Source organism: uncultured Varibaculum sp. (genome assembly GCF_902489465.1).
Lineage (GTDB): Bacteria > Actinomycetota > Actinomycetes > Actinomycetales > Actinomycetaceae > Varibaculum.
This window is the reverse complement of the sequence record NZ_CABTZZ010000010.1, coordinates 30,672-46,994: the sequence shown is the minus strand read 5'-3', so window position 1 is coordinate 46,994 and position 16,323 is coordinate 30,672. Positions and strand designations below refer to the sequence as shown.

The following is a 16,323-nucleotide window of genomic DNA, read 5'->3' as shown; positions in this document are numbered from 1 at the left end:
AATTGTTTAATCGCAATTGCTTAGAGCCAAAGTAATCCCATCTGCCACCTGTCGGACGAAAACATTCACATCGTGAGACTATCTATAGATGCGAAGCCACGATAAAATTATTTTTCTCCCGCTAACCGCGCAGGTCAACGGGAGAAAAACCGGAATACTATGCGATATTTAGGCAGTTACTGCGGCATGACGTCTCGGGGGCTGCTCGCCTTGCCCCTCATCAGAATCTGTTTTCTTTTCCCAGGTGGGATTACTCGCCCCTAACTGTTCTAAACTAACGCTCTTGGCAGCGCCAGCACTAGGAATCGTCATCACTGCTGCCTCGGAAGCAGGGGTAACCGTGCCGGAGGTGGCTGCTGCTCGAGCTTGCCCATTGACGCCCTGTTCGTCCTTATTGTTTACCTTTTTGGCGGTAGCTGTCTTTGAGGGAGCTTTGGCTGCCGGATTCTCATCTGCGGACAAGTCCTTTTTATCGCGCTCTCTAGGAGCTTTCACCGCGTCCTGCTGGTTTGAAGGTTCTTTAGCTTCGCTTTCACCTAGATTCTGAGAATCACCCTTGTGAGCTGGGGAAGCTGTCTGTTCTTCCTTTTCCGAGCGCTCTATACCTGGTTGCTCCTGGTGAGCCTTACTGGCAGCCGCCGCTACTTTAGCCATAGAGGCGCGGTTCTTCGAATCTGTTTTTGACCGTTTCTCGTCCTTGCGCTCGCGTTTCTGCCCCTGAGCACGCAGATTCTCATCGCTATTTGCCCCGTTTTCTACCGGGTGACTGTGCACAATAAACCCGCGGCCTTCACAATGCTCACAAGGAGTCGAAAAGGCTTCTACCAGTCCTTCTCCTACCCGTTTGCGGGTCATTTGCACCAACCCCAGGGAAGTAACTTCAGTAACCTGGTGACGAGTGCGATCTCGCCCCAGACATTCCACTAGGCGGCGCAGCACCAGATCCCGGTTAGATTCCAGCACCATATCCACAAAGTCAATAACTACGATTCCCCCGATATCGCGCAATCGCAGCTGCCGCACGATTTCCTCAGCAGATTCTAAGTTATTGCGGGTAACGGTCTCCTCTAAAGTCCCCCCAGAACCAGTGTATTTACCGGTGTTAACGTCAATAACCGTCATTGCTTCAGTACGGTCAATAATCAGGTAACCCCCCGAAGGCAGCCAGACTTTACGATCCATACCCTTCGCGAGTTGTTCATCAACGCGGTGAGCCGCGAAAATATCGTCCGCACCCACCCATTGCTCAACGCGATCCCGCAGATCAGGCGCGAACTCTTTCACATAGGAATCAACCTGACCAAAGGTTTCCTTGCCCTGCACAATCAGTTTTTGGAAATCTTCATTGAAAACGTCACGCACTACCCGCAAAGCTAGTTCAGGTTCACCGTGCAGCAGGTAAGGAGCCGATTTTGAGGACGCCGCGTTCTTTTCGATTTTCTCCCACTGTTTCTGCAGGCGCTGCACGTCTTGACGGAGTTGCTCCTCAGTAGCCCCCTCAGCGGCCGTGCGGATAATTACCCCGAAATCTTTGGGGACAATCACCTTCAACAACTTTTTCAGGCGGCGGCGTTCACCCTCGGGGAGTTTACGGGAAATACCGGTCATCGATCCGCCCGGCACCAACACCAGAAAACGACCCGGCAAGGTCACCTGGGAAGTAAGTCGCGCCCCCTTGTGTCCGATCGGATCCTTAGTTACCTGCACGGTAATCGAATCACCGGATTTCAAAGCCTCCTCGATCCGCCGGGGTCGGCCTTTCATTCCCGCAACGTCCCAATTGACCTCCCCGGCATAGAGCACCGCATTACGCCCGCGCCCCAAATCAACGAAGGCCGCCTCCATAGAGGGCAACACGTTTTGCACCTTGCCCCGGTAAACCGACCCCACCATAGTGGTTTGAGTATGCCGAGAAACATAGTGTTCCACCAGCACGTTATCTTCAAGCACGGCTATTTGATTTAGCCCATCCTTAGAGCGGATCAGCATAGTGCGATCAACTGCTTCTCGCCGCGCCAAATACTCCGACTCGGTAATTACTTTGGGCCGCCGTCCTTCTTTGCGTCCCTCCCGGCGCCGCTGTTTCTTGGCCTCTAAACGAGTGGAACCTTTAACCTGTTCGATCTGATCACTAGCCTCTGCTGCCCCGCGGTTACGGCGCCGCCGGCGACGACGGCTGCTACCGTTATCTTCCTCGTCTGTCCCGGCGTGGTTGGTATTGGAGCTAGCTTTCTCCTCCTCCCTCTGCTTCAACTCGGCCTGAGCGGTGCGATTATCTTTGCCTTTGTCTGAGGACGGGGTTTCACTGTCGGGATTGTCGCTCTTACGAGATTTTTTCGTCCCGCGCGCCTTTTTGTCAGCCTTTGAGTTGTTAGACTGAGCGTTTTTCTCCCCTTGGTTATCGGTCTTTTTCTTGCTCTGTCGTTTCGGCTTAGCATCCTTTTCTAGATCCGCTTCTTCTGAGACGCTCGGCTCAAAAGTGGGAGCGGCCGCGAACATGGGAGCGCCAAAAGCCGGAGCCGCGGCAAGCTGAGCGGGAGCTGGCGGAGCGGACTCAATCTTCTTGGGGGCGGAAAAAGTAGGCCCGGAAAAAAGAGCAGCTCCACTATTTTGAAAAGATTCTGTTTCGTTATTATTGGGGTTTTTCACCACTGATCTCACCTGGACGCGCTCGCATCAACGAATCCTCTTTATTACGCCGTCCTCTAGGACGGAAGCCCTTGTTTACGCGAAGATATTCACCCCACGCCAGAGAGTTTTCCTAGGAAAATAGTCCCTCTGGGGTGACTCCCCTCGTGATGCGCCGACAGAAATCAACCAAGATCATTATTCCATATTTCTTAATTCTGTCGTAAAACTGAGCCAATTCTTAGAAAATCCTGGGAAATACTTAGCGACCGCCTGAAAAACAAGCTAATCTAAGTGACAACGTTGTCACTATGGGCTTTGGTATAAGCAAGCTCATATCGGGCAACGACTTCTAAACCGACTAGAAACGGAAAGGCGAGCAGAATGACTATTGCTTCAACAGCATTAGATGCCACTATGTTGGCGCGATGGCAGTTCGGTATTACTACCGTCTACCATTTCATCCTGGTTCCGTTCACCATCGGCATGTCCCTCCTTGTTGCCATTATGCAAACAAAATGGCACAAAACCGGTGAGGAATATTGGCTGAAGGCGACACGGTTCTTTGGGAAACTGTTCCTAATTAACTTTGCACTCGGTGTGGCTACCGGTATCGTGCAAGAATTCCAGTTCGGTATGAACTGGTCTGAGTACTCCCGCTTCGTGGGCGACATCTTCGGTGCGCCGCTAGCGTGTGAGGCTCTTATCTCTTTCTTTATGGAGTCCACCTTCCTGGGATTGTGGATCTTCGGTTGGGGTCGACTATCAAAGAAAGCCCACCTCACCTGTGCCTGGCTAGTGTTCGTAGGGGTAAACACTTCTGCCCTATGGATTATCGGGGCAAACTCCTGGATGCAGCATCCGGTAGGCGCAACTTTCGATCCGGAAACCGGTCGTGCACAGCTGGACGGCCTATCCGGATTCTTCCAGGTATTGCTTAACCCGGTACTATGGGCGGCCTACACTCACGTTCTGACTACCTCCTGGTTGCTGGTCGGTACCTTCGTTGCCGGCATTGCTATCTGGTGGATGGTTCGCTCGGCCAATGCCGGCGCTGAAACCGAGGCTCGTGATATTTGGCGTCCGATTGCTCGCTTCGGCATGGTCGTCATGATCGTTGGCGGGCTGTTAACTGCAGTCACCGGACACATTCAAGGCCAGCTCGTTGCCAAGGATCAGCCTGCAAAGATGGCTGCCGCCGAGGCTCTATGTGAGACTCCGAATGCCGGGCAGGGCGCGCCCTTCACAATTGCTGCTTTTGGGCCACTGGATGCCACCTGTAAGGACATCACCAAGATTGGTGAAGTTCCCGGAGTCTACTCCTTCATGGCTACCAATAGCTTTACCGGAAAGGTAGAGGGTCTGGACACCTTGAACCAGAAGTACGGATCCATGTTCTCTGAGATCCTCAGCCAGCGCGGATACGATATGCAGTCGCAACCGGTTGACTTCAGCCCGAACATTATCTTCAGCTTCTGGAGCTTCCGTTTGATGATGCTATTCGGCATCTTCTCGGCGATCCTGGCAATCTGGGGTCTAATCGCCACCAAGGGCGGCAAGATTTCCAAGTCCACCGGATTGGGCAAGTTTGCTATCTGGTGTTTGCCGATGCCTTATCTAGCCACCACCTTCGGCTGGCTATTTACCGAATGGGGTCGTCAGCCCTTTATCGTGCATCCAGTCGATATGGAAATCGATGGATCCTCGGTATTTATGCTTACCGAACATGGGCTCTCGTTCGCAGTTCCCGCATGGCAGGTACTGGTTACCCTGCTGGGCTTCACGCTTATCTACCTGGCACTAGGCATCGTCTGGTTCCTGTTGATTAAGCGTTACGTTAAGGAAGGTGTCCACGTCACTGCCAATGAAAAAGCAGTACATGGCGAGGACGCCGGCAAGAACCTCAGCTTCGCTTACTAAGTCAGATAGGAGATCAAAGAGATGACTATTCTTCAAGTTATTTGGTTCATCCTGATCGCCGTCCTATGGACTGGCTATCTGGTATTGGAAGGGTTTGGCGTAGGCGCCGGTATGGTAATGCCGATGGTTGCCAAGACCGACCGGGAACGCACTCAAGTACAGAAAACCTTCGGCCCAGTTTGGGATGGTAACGAGGTTTGGTTGTTGACCGCTGGAGGCGCGACTTTCGCGGCGTTCCCGGAATGGTACGCCACCATGTTCTCTGGCATGTACCTGGCTCTGTTCCTCATCCTGTTCTGCTTGATCGTCCGTATTTGTGCGATTGAGTGGCGCACTAAGGTGTCTTCGGCTGCCTGGCGTGGCCGCTGGGATAGCTGGCAGTCCATAGTGGCCTGGCTAGTTCCGATTCTGTTCGGGGTGGCATTTGCCAACCTGGTGCAGGGGATGAATATTGCGGTCACCCAGTTCAACACCCCGGGTGAAGCCGTGGCGGGAGCTACTGACCTCAGCAAGCACGTACATAACTTCACTTCCCAGGGCGCTCCCCTCGGTAGCGTATTCCTTTCGCTGCTCACCCCCTACACCATTGCGGGTGGGGTCATGCTAGCGTTGGTCTTCGCCACTCAGGGCTTGGCTTTCTTGGCGCTGCGCACTACCGGTGAAGTTCAGAATCGCGCTAAGAACCTGCTCGGAAAGTTCGCGATCGCGGACACCGCGCTGGTAGCGATTGCCGCGCTTTGGGGACAGTTCCTATACGCCTCCCAGGCGATGGCTTGGATCCCGTTAATCATTGCGGCTCTGGCTTTCATCGTCACCGTTCTAATGGCGCTTCGTGGCTCCGAATGGGGTACTTTGCTCGCCCACTCCGTCGGGATCGCGGGAGCGGTAGCGTGGATCTTTACCGCGATGGCGCCCAATGCGATGAAGTCTTCCATTAAGCCGGAGTTCTCTCTGACTATTTGGGATGCTTCCTCCTCGCAGTCCACTTTGGCTATCATGCTCGTGATTGCACTGGTGGTTGTGCCCATCGTTTTGGGTTACACCTACTGGAGCTACACTCGGATGCCGCTGAAAGTGACCCTTGAGGATCTCGATGAAAACCCGGGCTTACCTTGGGACAAGATTCGTCAGGGTGCTTCTTTCCTCGCGGAAAGCTAAGCAAATAATCGGCACTTGACAGATAACTTCCTGCCAACTGTCGATTAATCAAAACTGAATAAATAGTGCTGGTCTTGGCTAAATAGCCAAGACCAGCACTATTTTTACTCCCGCGACTATTGACCTCATAGAAGGCTGGGCGGAAAGTGGTCGGAACGAGGGTATGAGGGCTAGATTTTTCCTCCCGCCCAAGAATTCAGAAAACGTAGCGACGTTTTCTGAATTCTTATGCCCACCGCACCCACTCGGATAAAACCTAGCCCCCCCCAACCCCGGGGTAACCGGGCTGGGGTAGAAAAAGATGCGAGAGGGGGCTTGAGCCGAGCGAAGCAAGGCTCACCGGGGTCCCCCGAGTACTTTTTCTACCCCAGTCCCCGCGCGTAAGCAACGACTACTCGATGAACTAGGTTTAGAGTTTTCAGGTTCGTGTGGGAAAATAGTCCCATTAATTGCATGGAGGATACTTGCTTTGAAACCACTTGATCCGAAACTGCTGAAATATGCCCGGTCGGCGCGTCTAGCTATCGCCATCACCGCAGTCACCGGCATTATCCAAGCAGGACTAGTTATCGCCCAATGCTTCCTAATTTCTGCCTTAATTTCTCCGGTAATATCTTTACGCCAGTCTTGGGATCAGGTTGCTCACTTCGCTTTTTGGCTGGCGATTGTTTCCCTGGCACGGGTAGGACTCACCTATTTTCGCTCCAATCATCAACATAGAGCTGCTAAGAAAGCGATTCGCGAACTGCGATCTCAAGTACTTGCCCACTGCCTGAAACTGGGACCGCGTTGGCTGGCACGTAAAGGTACCGACACGGTAACGCTAGCTACCCGCGGCCTAGAAAAACTGGGGCCATATTTTGTCGACTATATTCCGCAATTGATTTTGGCGGTTACGGTCACTCCCCTGGTTTTAGTGGTGATGGCGGTGATGGATTTTTGGTCAGCACTGGTGGCAATGATTACTATCCCTTTGATACCGGTGTTTATGGTGATCATCGGGCTGATGACGCAGACTGCTTCTGATCGCCGTCTGGCAACTATGCAACATTTAGGGCGGCAGCTCCTGGATCTGATTGCCGGCCTTGCCACTTTGAAGAGTCTGGGCAGGCACCGCGGACCAGAAAAACAGATTTCCTCCATTGGCAAAACCTATACCCAAACTACGATGGCAACTCTACGCATCGCGTTCTTGTCAGGAGCAGTGCTGGAGTTTATTTCTATCCTTTCAGTAGCAATTGTGGCAGTTACCGTAGGACTGCGGATGGTAAGTGGCGGTCTTGACCTTTACACCGGATTAATCGCGATTATGTTGGCTCCCGAGGTATATGCGCCGGTACGCGAAGTTGGTAAATTCTTCCACGCTTCAGCTGATGGGCTGGCAGCTTCCCAATCGGCTTTTGAAATTTTGGAAACTCCCCCGGCTACTGGGGGTGACCAGCCGGCTCCTAACTTAAAAGAAACTACTATTACCTTGAGTGATCTGGGGATGCGAGCGCGGGGTGCCTGGGCACCTAATGCCGTGAACTTGGTGATTGAACCGGCTACCATCACCGCCTTGGTGGGTAAATCCGGGGAAGGTAAAACCACTACCGTGATGGCGTTATTAAAACAGCTCTCTACCGATCGCGGCCAGATTACCTTGACCACTTCTTCAGGTAAAACCATGGATCTAGCTGAAGTCTCTGCGGATTCTTGGTGGGAGCAAACTTCTTGGCTTCCCCAGATGCCGCTGCTATTGCCAGGTACTCTGGCTCAAAACGTTGCGGAGAGCCCCGCCCACCTGAAGGAACTGTTCCCAAATGGGGAACCAGGTGAACAGGTGCGCCGCGCCGCTAGTCTTGCCGGCTTTGCAGAGGTAGTAGCAAAACTACCTGCAGGCTGGAACACGTTCTTGCGCGCGGGCGGGGAAGGCCTTTCGGTAGGACAACGTCAGCGCCTAGCTTTGGTGCGCGCCTTGCTGTCCACCAAGCAGTTAATCGCCCTCGATGAGCCTTCTGCCCACTTAGATGCCCACTTGGTTGCCCAGGTGGCACAAGTAGTAGAGCAGTTAAAAGATGCGGGTAAAACCGTGGTTTTAATTGCCCACCGCAAAGAATTAGCCCAGATAGCAGACCAGGTAGTACGGATATCCTCGGCGGCCTTTACCGCTGCGGAGGTGGACAAGTATCGGGATAGCGAGCCGCAGGCAGCGCGTGCCAGTGAAGCGGAGATTCCTGAATTCTTAGGATCGACCCGGGGGTTGGAATAAATGAAGACTTGGTTTATTACTACCGAAGAACGCCAAGCACTCAAACGGGCAATAAAACTACTGGAACTTAAACCGGGAACTTTGTTCCTCGCCTGTTTTTTGGGTGCCGCAGGACTGGGTGCCTCGATCGCCCTGGGCGCTACCGCCGCCTGGTTGATTGCGCGTGCCTCGCAGATGCCTCCCGTCCTCTACCTAGAGGTAGCAGTAGTATCGGTGCGTTTCTTTGGGATTTCTAAAGCAGTCTTCCGCTATTTAGAGCGCCTGGCCTCCCACCAGTTGGGGGTCTCGGGGATGACGACTTTGCGCACTAATCTATATAAGACCCTGTCACACTCTGACACTGCCCGGATCGCAAGTTTACGGCGCGGAGATATTCTTGACCGGATGGGAACCGATGTTGATAATATCGGCGATTTCGTGGTCAAAAGTTTACTGCCTGCAATGGTAGCCACTATCGTGGGGATAATTACGGTAGTGGGGATTTCTCTAGTGGATTGGCGTGCCGGCCTATTTTTGGCTCTGGGGCTGTTGCTTTCGGGAGTGGTCGGCCCGTTATTTACTATTCGTTCTACCCGGATTGCCCAGCGCCGAGAAACTGAAAGCCGCTCCCGTATCTCCGAAGTGGCAATGACTGTTGTTGATGGTGCCGCTCAAATCACGGTTGATGGGCAAACCCAGCAGGTACTTTCGGGATTATCCGAGCTTGAAGATCAGCTTTATGACGCTAAAGACGCTACCGCGAAACCAGCAGCTTGGGCGGCAGCTATAGATGTGTTTGGGATGCTCATGGCAGTGATCATGGCCGCCTATTTCGGGATTTTTGCGGTCAATCAGCAAGCGATCCCCGAAGTAATGTTGGCGGTGCTGGCGCTTACTCCCCTTTCTGCTTTCGAGGGAACCGCCCAGTTAGGACCGGCTGCTCAGCAGCTAGTTATCTCTGCAACTTCGGCGGTGAGAATCATGAATATGCTGCCGGCGGAAGCAGAAATAAAGGCGGAACGAGAGGAAGAAGAAAATGCTAATACCACCCGCGATCCCAGTGCAGCGAGCATTTTAGAGGCTAAGGATCTTGCTATCGGCTGGCCGGGCGGCCCGGTGGTGGCTACTGATATCAATCTGCGTTTGGCTCCCGGGGATCACTTGGCAATTGTCGGCCAGTCGGGCATTGGGAAAACTACTTTGCTTTATACCCTGGCTGGCCTGCTGAAACCAGTTTCTGGCACCGTAAAAATTGATGGGGCTGATGTTTTCTCGCTGCCACGTCTGCAAGCTGCCGCAAGTTTCGTGATCACCCCTGAGGATGCCCATATTTTCGAGACCACCATTTTGGAGAATCTGCGGGTAGCCAATGGGGAGCTTACTCCTGCCGAGGCCGAAGAATTGTTGAAAGAAGCAGGTTTGGCGGAATGGCTAGCTTCTCTACCGGCGGGTATAGAAACCGAGTTAGGATCCGGAGCCACTACCATTTCAGGTGGAGAACGCCGCCGTATTCTCTTGGCTCGCGCTTTGGCAGCGAAAGCACCGCTATTGGCGCTTGATGAGCCCGGAGAACACTTGGATCCCGAAACCGCTGATGCGCTGCTGCGAGATTTACTTACTGCCGGTAGTAAGGAGCATAAACGCGGAGTCATCCTGGTAACCCATAGGCTAACCCCGCTCGACCAAGCGGATCAGGTTTTTATCATGGACAAGCCACATGGGCGTCTAGAGGAACCGGCAACTTTCGTAGCTCAGGGAACGCACCGGGAGCTGGCTGAAAACCACCCCGGATATGCTTGGAGCCTACGTCAGGAGCAAGTAGATGTCTTCTAAGCAGTCTTCTTTCCCGGTTCCCCCCTTAGAGACGGAAGCAAGGGAGACACTTTCGTCTTCACAGCCAGATTCTTCTACTGGAAAAAACCTTGATCTGGCACATCGCTCTCCCCTACCGGAAGATAGCACCCGTCTAATTTCCTCCGTGCTGCAATTGATGGGCAACCTGGAGCAAGACAAAGTCTTGCAGTCTTTTGTAGACCAAGCTTGTGAAGTCACTTCCTCTCCCTACGGAGCATTGTCGATTCTGGATTCTCGAGGCGAAACTAGTGATTTCTATACCCATGGGGTCAGTAAGCAGCAGCGAAAATCTCTTGGCGATCCTCCGGTAGGTCGCGGGATCATCGGGGATATTCCTCTGGATAACGGCATTATTTCCAATGATTTACACTCCAATCCCCATTTTACTGGTTACCCGCCCAAGCACCCGGAGATGACCAATTTTTTGGGAGTACCTCTGCGGATCCATGAACAGGTATATGGACGCCTATATTTATGTAACCGTCCGGGCGGCTATAGCCAGCAGGACTTAGCTTATGTGTCGGGATTAGCGATCTTAGCAGCGGTAGCAGTAGAGAATTCGCGTCTCTATGAAGTCTCGCGATCCCGCGAACGCTGGACCCGGGTTTCTCAGCAGCTCACCACGATCCTATTAGAGGGAACCGAGGAAGAGGACGCACTCCAGTTCATTGCGAAATCTGTCCGGGAAGTTGCGGAAGCCGATACCGCGTTACTGATACTCCCTTCAGTGGGAGATTCCTGGGTGTGCGAAATCGCGTCTGGATATGGATCTGCAGACCTAATTGGGGTCACTTTCCCCCCGCATGGGCGTGCTCGCACGGTACTAGCAGAGGGTCAAGGTTTGATTGTCGATTCCTTGGCGCGAGCCACCACTCTACGGGTCAAGGAGTTATCTCGTTTTGGGGCAGCGCTATATGCTCCCCTCCTGGCGGGTTCCCATGCGATTGGCGTTTTGTTGCTGCTGCGTCTGCCGGATAAACCTGAGTTCGATCCGGCGGTATTAGAAATGGCGGAGCAGGTTGCGACGCAGGCAGCTCTAGCTTTGGAGATCGCGGGCGCCAAGCACGCTGCCAATATTGCCACTTTGTTAGATGAACGCGCCAAGATTGGTGAAGATCTTCATGACCTGGCAATTCAACAGCTTTTTGCAACTGGGATGCAACTGGAACGGATCCGAGCAGACTTAGCTAGCGGAGCTGATCTGGATGCGGCGCGCGCTGAATCTTTGATGCAAGATGCTTTAGCTAGCGTTGACGACTCGGTTAGACAGATCCGCGCAATTGTCCACAACCTGAGAGAACCTGATGCGGCAGTTGATTTAGTGGAGCGGTTGCGCCGCGAAGCATCCTTGGCTCGTCGCCTGTTGGGGTTCGCGCCCTCTTTCGTTTTAGATATTGATGGCGAGATTCTCTCTGCCTCTGATCCTTCTCATGAAGAACTCTTGATTGCAGAGGCCGACCAGCGAGTGGGACACGATATTTCTGATGACGTGGTGGCGGTGGTTCGCGAAACTTTATCTAATACCGCCCGCCATGCGGGCGCGTCCTCGGCGCAAGTAGTGGTGAGCATTAATGGTATGGGCACCAACGGTTCTGTACGAGTGGTGGTGACCGATGATGGACACGGCCTAGATCCGGCAGTTACCAGACGCTCTGGCCTTGATAACTTGAAAAGTCGTGCCCGCCGCCATGGGGGCATCTGTTTTACCCAGCCGGCGTCTCCACATGGCTTACAGGTAGTCTGGGAAGTGCCCCTAGGTTAGGGACACTTCCCGCAAGCTGACTGCTTCTAGAGTCCTACGGTCTTAGCGACTTCTGAGAGTTTTTCGGCGCTGCGGGTCAGCGCATCGCGTTCGTCGAGGGTGATGGGCGGATCCAGTACGCGCCCTACCCCGGAACGCCCCACCAGAGTGGGAGCTGCCATACATACTCCAGAAATCCCATTCCAGTTGTCAAGCAGTGACGATACCGTCAGTACCCGATCCTCATCGCGCATAACTGCAGAAATAATATTGGTGACTGCCAGACCAATCGCGAAGTTAGTTACCCCTTTACCATCGATAATCCGATAGGCCGATTCCACGACGTCTTTGGAGATCCGTTTACGCAACTTATCATCGAAAATTCCGCCGTTGATTGTGGCTCCCCAACGCGACAGCGGCACGTTACCAATCTCGGCGCTAGACCACAAAGGTACCTCTGAGTCACCATGTTCACCGGCGATATAGGCGTGTATATTTTGAACCGCCACTCCCGTTTCTTGGGAGATCAGGTAGCGCATCCGGGAGGTATCGAGCACGGTGCCGGAACCAAATACCTGGTGCGAGGGTAAACCGCTCATCTTTAAGGCCATATAGGTGGCGATGTCTACCGGGTTGGAAACCAGAATATAGATGGCATCGGGTGCCACGTTTAACACTTTCGGCAGGATCGAGTGCATGATGTTTGCCATCGCTTGCACCATATCCAGGCGGGATTGCCCGGGTTTTTGCTGGGGACCGGCAGTAATCACGATGACATCGGAGTCGCGGAGTACTTCCACGTCATCGGATCCGGAGATTGAAGCTGCGGGGGTAAATTGAATCCCGTGGGCAAGGTCTAGTGCCTCCGCCTCTACTTTGGCTTTATTAATATCAAAGAGCGCGATTTCGCGCGCCGCGCCCTTGATTTGGCAGGCGTAAGCCAGTGCGGTTCCTACGAATCCGGCACCTACAATCCCGACTTTCGAGCGGCGAGTAAGCATCGACGCGGGATAGAGGGAATTGGCACGTTCTTTGGACATTTTTTCTCCTTGGGGCGAATTAACTCTCACCTCTTATTTTATCTTCGATCCACCGCTACCGTCGCCATACAACGTCCTGGTAGCGAGGTGATATTGCATTCATTTCTCTCGCCAGGCATTTCCTAGATAGTTTAACTATTCCTTTTCTGTCAGGCGTTTTAGCGCTCCGATAACTGTCTGGTGATCAGTGGTTCGCCAAAACGCAGGCAAAGATTTGAGTAGATAGCCCGCATAGCGGGCAGTAGTTAGACGCTGATCGAGCACGGCAACCACGCCTTTATCGGTGCTAGTGCGAATTAGTCTGCCTGCTCCTTGCGCCAATAGTAAAGCTGCGTGCGAGAGGGATACCTCTGCAAATCCGCTGCGTCCAGCGGCCTCAGCCGCCCGAGTGCGGGCAGAAATATAGGGGTCATTGGGGCGAGGGAAGGGAATTCGATCAATGAGGACGAGTCGGCATTTATCGCCAGGTAAATCTACTCCCTGCCACAGGGAAAGGGTACCGAAAAGACAGGATTTTTTACTGGCTGCAAAGTCGGATATTAGCTGATTTATCGGCGCTTCTCCCTGCAGAAAAACTTGTAAATCACTTTCTTGGGCGAAATACTCCGCCGCTTGCTCGGCAGCTTTAAGTGAAGAAAAGAGCCCCAAAACCCCACCACCGGTGGCTTCAGCCAGTTCTAGGGCTCTTTCCAGTGCGTCTTCGCCGATCCCGGAGCGCCCTGGTCGCGGCAGATCTGAGGCCACATATAGAATTCCTTGCTGGCGATAGTTAAAGGGACTTCCCAGGTCGCTTCCTTGCCAAACGTTCTGGTCTCGCAACCCTAGACGCGCCGCGATTGCCTCGAAAGATCCCCCTAGTTGCATGGTGGCTGAGGTGAGCACACATGAATGTCCCTTAAATAGGTGGGCATAAAGATCCCCGCCCACATCCAACGGTCCGCTATAAAGGCGGCGACTTCCAGATTTTTCTTCCGTAACCCAGGCGGCCGATTTTTCCGGGTCAAAGGCGGCAATAATCTCGCAAGCATCTAAGGCTTCTTCAATCTGCGCGAGGACGATGCGCTGTTTTACTCGTTTTTCATCTTCCTCGGCGCTGCTGGTTACTTCCGCGGAAATATCGGATAGCTCTATTTGCAGAGCGGTCAAGGTAGTTTCTAGTTCCTTTGGTAATTCGCTTAGTTCGCCCTCGTCAAGTCCCTCTATGATTTTCGTAAAATCGTGTGTCACCTGTTCCAGAGCAGTTACCGGCAGCTGGAAATGTTTACTGACTCCGCGCGCTACTTTTTCTATGGTGCTACCCGCGAGGCTTACGCAGGCTTGGGAGCGGGCGCGGGAGGGAAGCTCGTGGGCTTCATCTACAATCAAGAGGTCGAACTCTGGCAGTAGCTCCGCGCGGGTCAGCGCCTCGATGGACAGCAATGCATGGTTGGTGATGATGATATCGGCGTCTTGGGCTTTCAAGCGGGCGTCGCGGGGGAAACAATCCGTATAGAAACGGCAGGTTTTCCCTTGACATTGGTTCGGGGAAATCGAGGCTTGCTGCCAGGCCGCTAAAGATACTCCCCGCTGAAGTTCATCACGGTCACCGCTGTCGGTTTCTTCTGCCCATTCCCGCAGCCGCTGCAGCTGTTTACCGATATTGCTGGGTGAATATTCGGCGGCCTCATAACTGGGAAACAACCCTTCGATTTCCTCGGGAGCCGCTAATTTCCAGCGGCAAATATAGTTTGACCAGCCCTTTAATACCGCAACTGTAGGGGGAGGATAACCGAGTTCGCGGCAAGCACCCACGACGGTGGGAATATCGCAGGTAAGCAACTGCCGCTGCAAAGCCAGGGTGGCAGTAGAGATTACTACCCTGTCCCCGTGTTCGATTGCCCGTTGAAAGGCAGCCGCCAAATAGGCGAGAGATTTTCCGGTACCGGTTCCTGCCCCCACCAATTGGCTGCCAGGCAGAGAAAACGAGCGGGCAACCAGGTTACACATCTGTACCTGTTCTGCCCGTTCACTGCCACCAATCTGGTTAATACAAGTGCTGAGGATTCGCCGCGCCGCCTGGGCATCTTTACCGCCGCCACCTTTGCCTCTATCGGCGGTGGCTACTAGCGGGGAGGCTCCGGGACTATCCATCTAATTCGCCGCCTCTAGGATGGCTTGGGCGAGGGCGGGACCGGCGCGACCTACCACGTGAGTACCGTTTTCTAAGTATTCCACTTTGTCTACGATACCTTCCTCGTGTAGCCTGGCCACCAGCGCTGATTGGTCATAGGGGATCACATAATCGATAGGTTTTTCCGGAGATGGTAACGCGTTAGCGATTGCTTCGCGCAACTGGGCAATTCCCTGCCCGGTGCGAGTAGATAGCGGGATTCCCCCACCAATCGCGGATTGTAGTGCGCGCAGGTGCAGGGCGTCTACCAGGTCGGCTTTATTGAGGACGATAATCTCGGGGATCTGGGAAACTTGAGGTAGATCCGCTAACACTTCATGTACGGTTTCTACCTGTTGGACGGGATTGTGGTGACTGGCATCTACCACATGCACAATCAAATCGGCGTATTCGACTTCTTCCAGAGTGGAGCGGAAGGCCTCTACCAGTTCATGTGGGAGCTCATCGATGAAACCTACGGTGTCGGACAAAGTGTAGGCACGACCATCGGGCGTTTCTGCTTGTCGCACCGTGGGATCCAGGGTGGCAAATAGCGCATCTTGCACCATTACATCCGCATCTACCAGTACGTTTAGCAGGGAAGATTTCCCGGCGTTAGTGTATCCCACGATCACTACCGAGGCCAGGGAGCTACTGAGGCGCCCTTCTCGTTTAGTGTCTCGGGATTTTTTCATCTGTTTGATTTCACGGCGCAGTTTCGCGATTCGTTTAGTGATTCGGCGCCGGTCGGTTTCCAGTTTGGTTTCGCCCGGGCCGCGTGCGCCGATACCCGCACCCCCGGATACGCGCCCGCCAGCTTGGCGCGACATTGACTGTCCCCAGCCACGAAGGCGCGGCAGTAAATATTGCAGCTGCGCCAGTTCCACTTGGGCTTTACCTTCCCGGGAGGAGGCGTGTTGGGCGAAAATATCCAGGATTACCGCCGTACGGTCAATTACTTTCACTTTGACTTGGTCTTCTAGTCCTCGTCGCTGCGAGGGCTGTAACTGCGCATTTACGATCACAGTGTCGGCTTCGAGCGCTGCTACCTGTTCGGCTAACTCTTTGGCTTTCCCGCGCCCTACGAAAGTTGCGGCATCGGGGGCGCTGCGTCGCTGCAGAGCCGCGCCTACCAGTTCGGCGCCTGCGGTTTGGGCAAGCGCCGCCAGTTCTGCTAGGGAATGTTGAGCCTTACGACGATCGGAATCATAAATACCTACCAGAAATACTTTTTCGAGCTGTACTCGGCGATATTCGACTTCCGAAATATCTAGGTCTGAGGCTTGGTTGCGTTGAAATTCTTCGCGTAGCTGCCGGGAGAAATCTCCGCCGTGGGAGCTTTGTTTCGTCAGGGCGGTACTCGCCCAATCCAGCAGCTCTAAGCCCTCTTGGGGAGTGTTTGCGTCTGCATAGTAAGAACGAGAGGGATCTTCCAGGGAATTCTCGAGGGCGGATCCGAGGTCGGAATCAGTGTCACTCCGGTTCAAACTCCGGTTACGCACGCGGCGCACCAGATCGTAGGCTCTATCTAGCTCTTGTTTACTGACTTCCGTTTCCGCAGGTATTTGCGCCGCCTCCCTCGCTGTTCTTGGCTTATCTCATT

9 protein-coding genes are annotated in these 16,323 nt (G+C 53.6%); 5 read left to right on the top strand and 4 right to left on the bottom strand.

The features are described 5' to 3' along the window. Positions 1 to 168 precede the first annotated feature (168 nt). The gene (locus RDM26_RS03320) at positions 169 to 2,499 is read right to left on the bottom strand and encodes an Rne/Rng family ribonuclease (protein ID WP_307737634.1); all 2,331 of its coding nucleotides are present in this window, start codon (positions 2,497 to 2,499) and stop codon (positions 169 to 171) included. 513 nt (positions 2,500 to 3,012) lie between these two features. On the opposite strand from RDM26_RS03320, the gene RDM26_RS03315 reads away from it, so the two are divergent. The 5 genes from RDM26_RS03315 (at position 3,013) to RDM26_RS03295 (ending at position 11,552) form a co-directional block, all read left to right on the top strand. Next, positions 3,013 to 4,548 carry a cytochrome ubiquinol oxidase subunit I gene (locus tag RDM26_RS03315; protein WP_307737615.1) on the top strand — a complete coding sequence of 512 codons (1,536 nt, stop codon included), beginning with the start codon at positions 3,013 to 3,015 and terminating at the stop codon, positions 4,546 to 4,548. A 21-nt stretch (positions 4,549 to 4,569) separates the two neighbouring features. After that, complete coding sequence (gene cydB / locus RDM26_RS03310) at positions 4,570 to 5,706, top strand: cytochrome d ubiquinol oxidase subunit II (protein ID WP_307737614.1); 1,137 nt, start codon at positions 4,570 to 4,572, stop codon at positions 5,704 to 5,706. 469 nt (positions 5,707 to 6,175) lie between these two features. Then, positions 6,176 to 7,957 (top strand): thiol reductant ABC exporter subunit CydD, encoded by a 1,782-nt coding sequence (cydD, locus tag RDM26_RS03305; RefSeq protein ID WP_307737613.1) that lies wholly within the window; start codon positions 6,176 to 6,178, stop codon positions 7,955 to 7,957. Further along, positions 7,958 to 9,769 carry a thiol reductant ABC exporter subunit CydC gene (gene cydC, locus RDM26_RS03300; protein WP_307737612.1) on the top strand — a complete coding sequence of 604 codons (1,812 nt, stop codon included), beginning with the start codon at positions 7,958 to 7,960 and terminating at the stop codon, positions 9,767 to 9,769. After that, positions 9,759 to 11,552 carry a GAF domain-containing protein gene (locus RDM26_RS03295; protein WP_307737611.1) on the top strand — a complete coding sequence of 598 codons (1,794 nt, stop codon included), beginning with the start codon at positions 9,759 to 9,761 and terminating at the stop codon, positions 11,550 to 11,552. The genes cydC and RDM26_RS03295 overlap by 11 nt, the downstream gene beginning before the upstream one ends. A 26-nt stretch (positions 11,553 to 11,578) precedes the next feature. Here RDM26_RS03295 and RDM26_RS03290 read toward each other — a convergent pair whose 3' ends face one another. The 3 genes from RDM26_RS03290 to hflX form a co-directional block, all read right to left on the bottom strand. Next, complete coding sequence (locus RDM26_RS03290; RefSeq protein ID WP_307737610.1) at positions 11,579 to 12,571, bottom strand: L-lactate dehydrogenase; 993 nt, start codon at positions 12,569 to 12,571, stop codon at positions 11,579 to 11,581. 135 nt (positions 12,572 to 12,706) lie between these two features. Further along, positions 12,707 to 14,701: a helicase C-terminal domain-containing protein gene (locus tag RDM26_RS03285; RefSeq protein ID WP_307737609.1), complete on the bottom strand. Its 1,995-nt coding sequence runs from the start codon at positions 14,699 to 14,701 to the stop codon at positions 12,707 to 12,709. Next, positions 14,702 to 16,222, bottom strand: a complete 1,521-nt coding sequence (gene hflX / locus RDM26_RS03280; protein WP_307737608.1) for a GTPase HflX — start codon at positions 16,220 to 16,222, stop codon at positions 14,702 to 14,704. Positions 16,223 to 16,323: the final 101 nt, after the last annotated feature.

Excerpts from the sequence above, each read along its gene's own strand:
- RDM26_RS03320 (WP_307737634.1), bottom strand. The coding sequence starts at position 2,499 with ATGTTCGCGGCCGCTCCCACTTTTGAGCCGAGCGTCTCAGAAGAAGCG.
- RDM26_RS03315 (WP_307737615.1), top strand. The coding sequence starts at position 3,013 with ATGACTATTGCTTCAACAGCATTAGATGCCACTATGTTGGCGCGATGG.
- cydB (WP_307737614.1), top strand. The coding sequence starts at position 4,570 with ATGACTATTCTTCAAGTTATTTGGTTCATCCTGATCGCCGTCCTATGG.
- cydC (WP_307737612.1), top strand. The coding sequence starts at position 7,958 with ATGAAGACTTGGTTTATTACTACCGAAGAACGCCAAGCACTCAAACGG.
- RDM26_RS03295 (WP_307737611.1), top strand. The coding sequence starts at position 9,759 with ATGTCTTCTAAGCAGTCTTCTTTCCCGGTTCCCCCCTTAGAGACGGAA.
- RDM26_RS03290 (WP_307737610.1), bottom strand. The coding sequence starts at position 12,571 with ATGTCCAAAGAACGTGCCAATTCCCTCTATCCCGCGTCGATGCTTACT.
- RDM26_RS03285 (WP_307737609.1), bottom strand. The coding sequence starts at position 14,701 with ATGGATAGTCCCGGAGCCTCCCCGCTAGTAGCCACCGCCGATAGAGGC.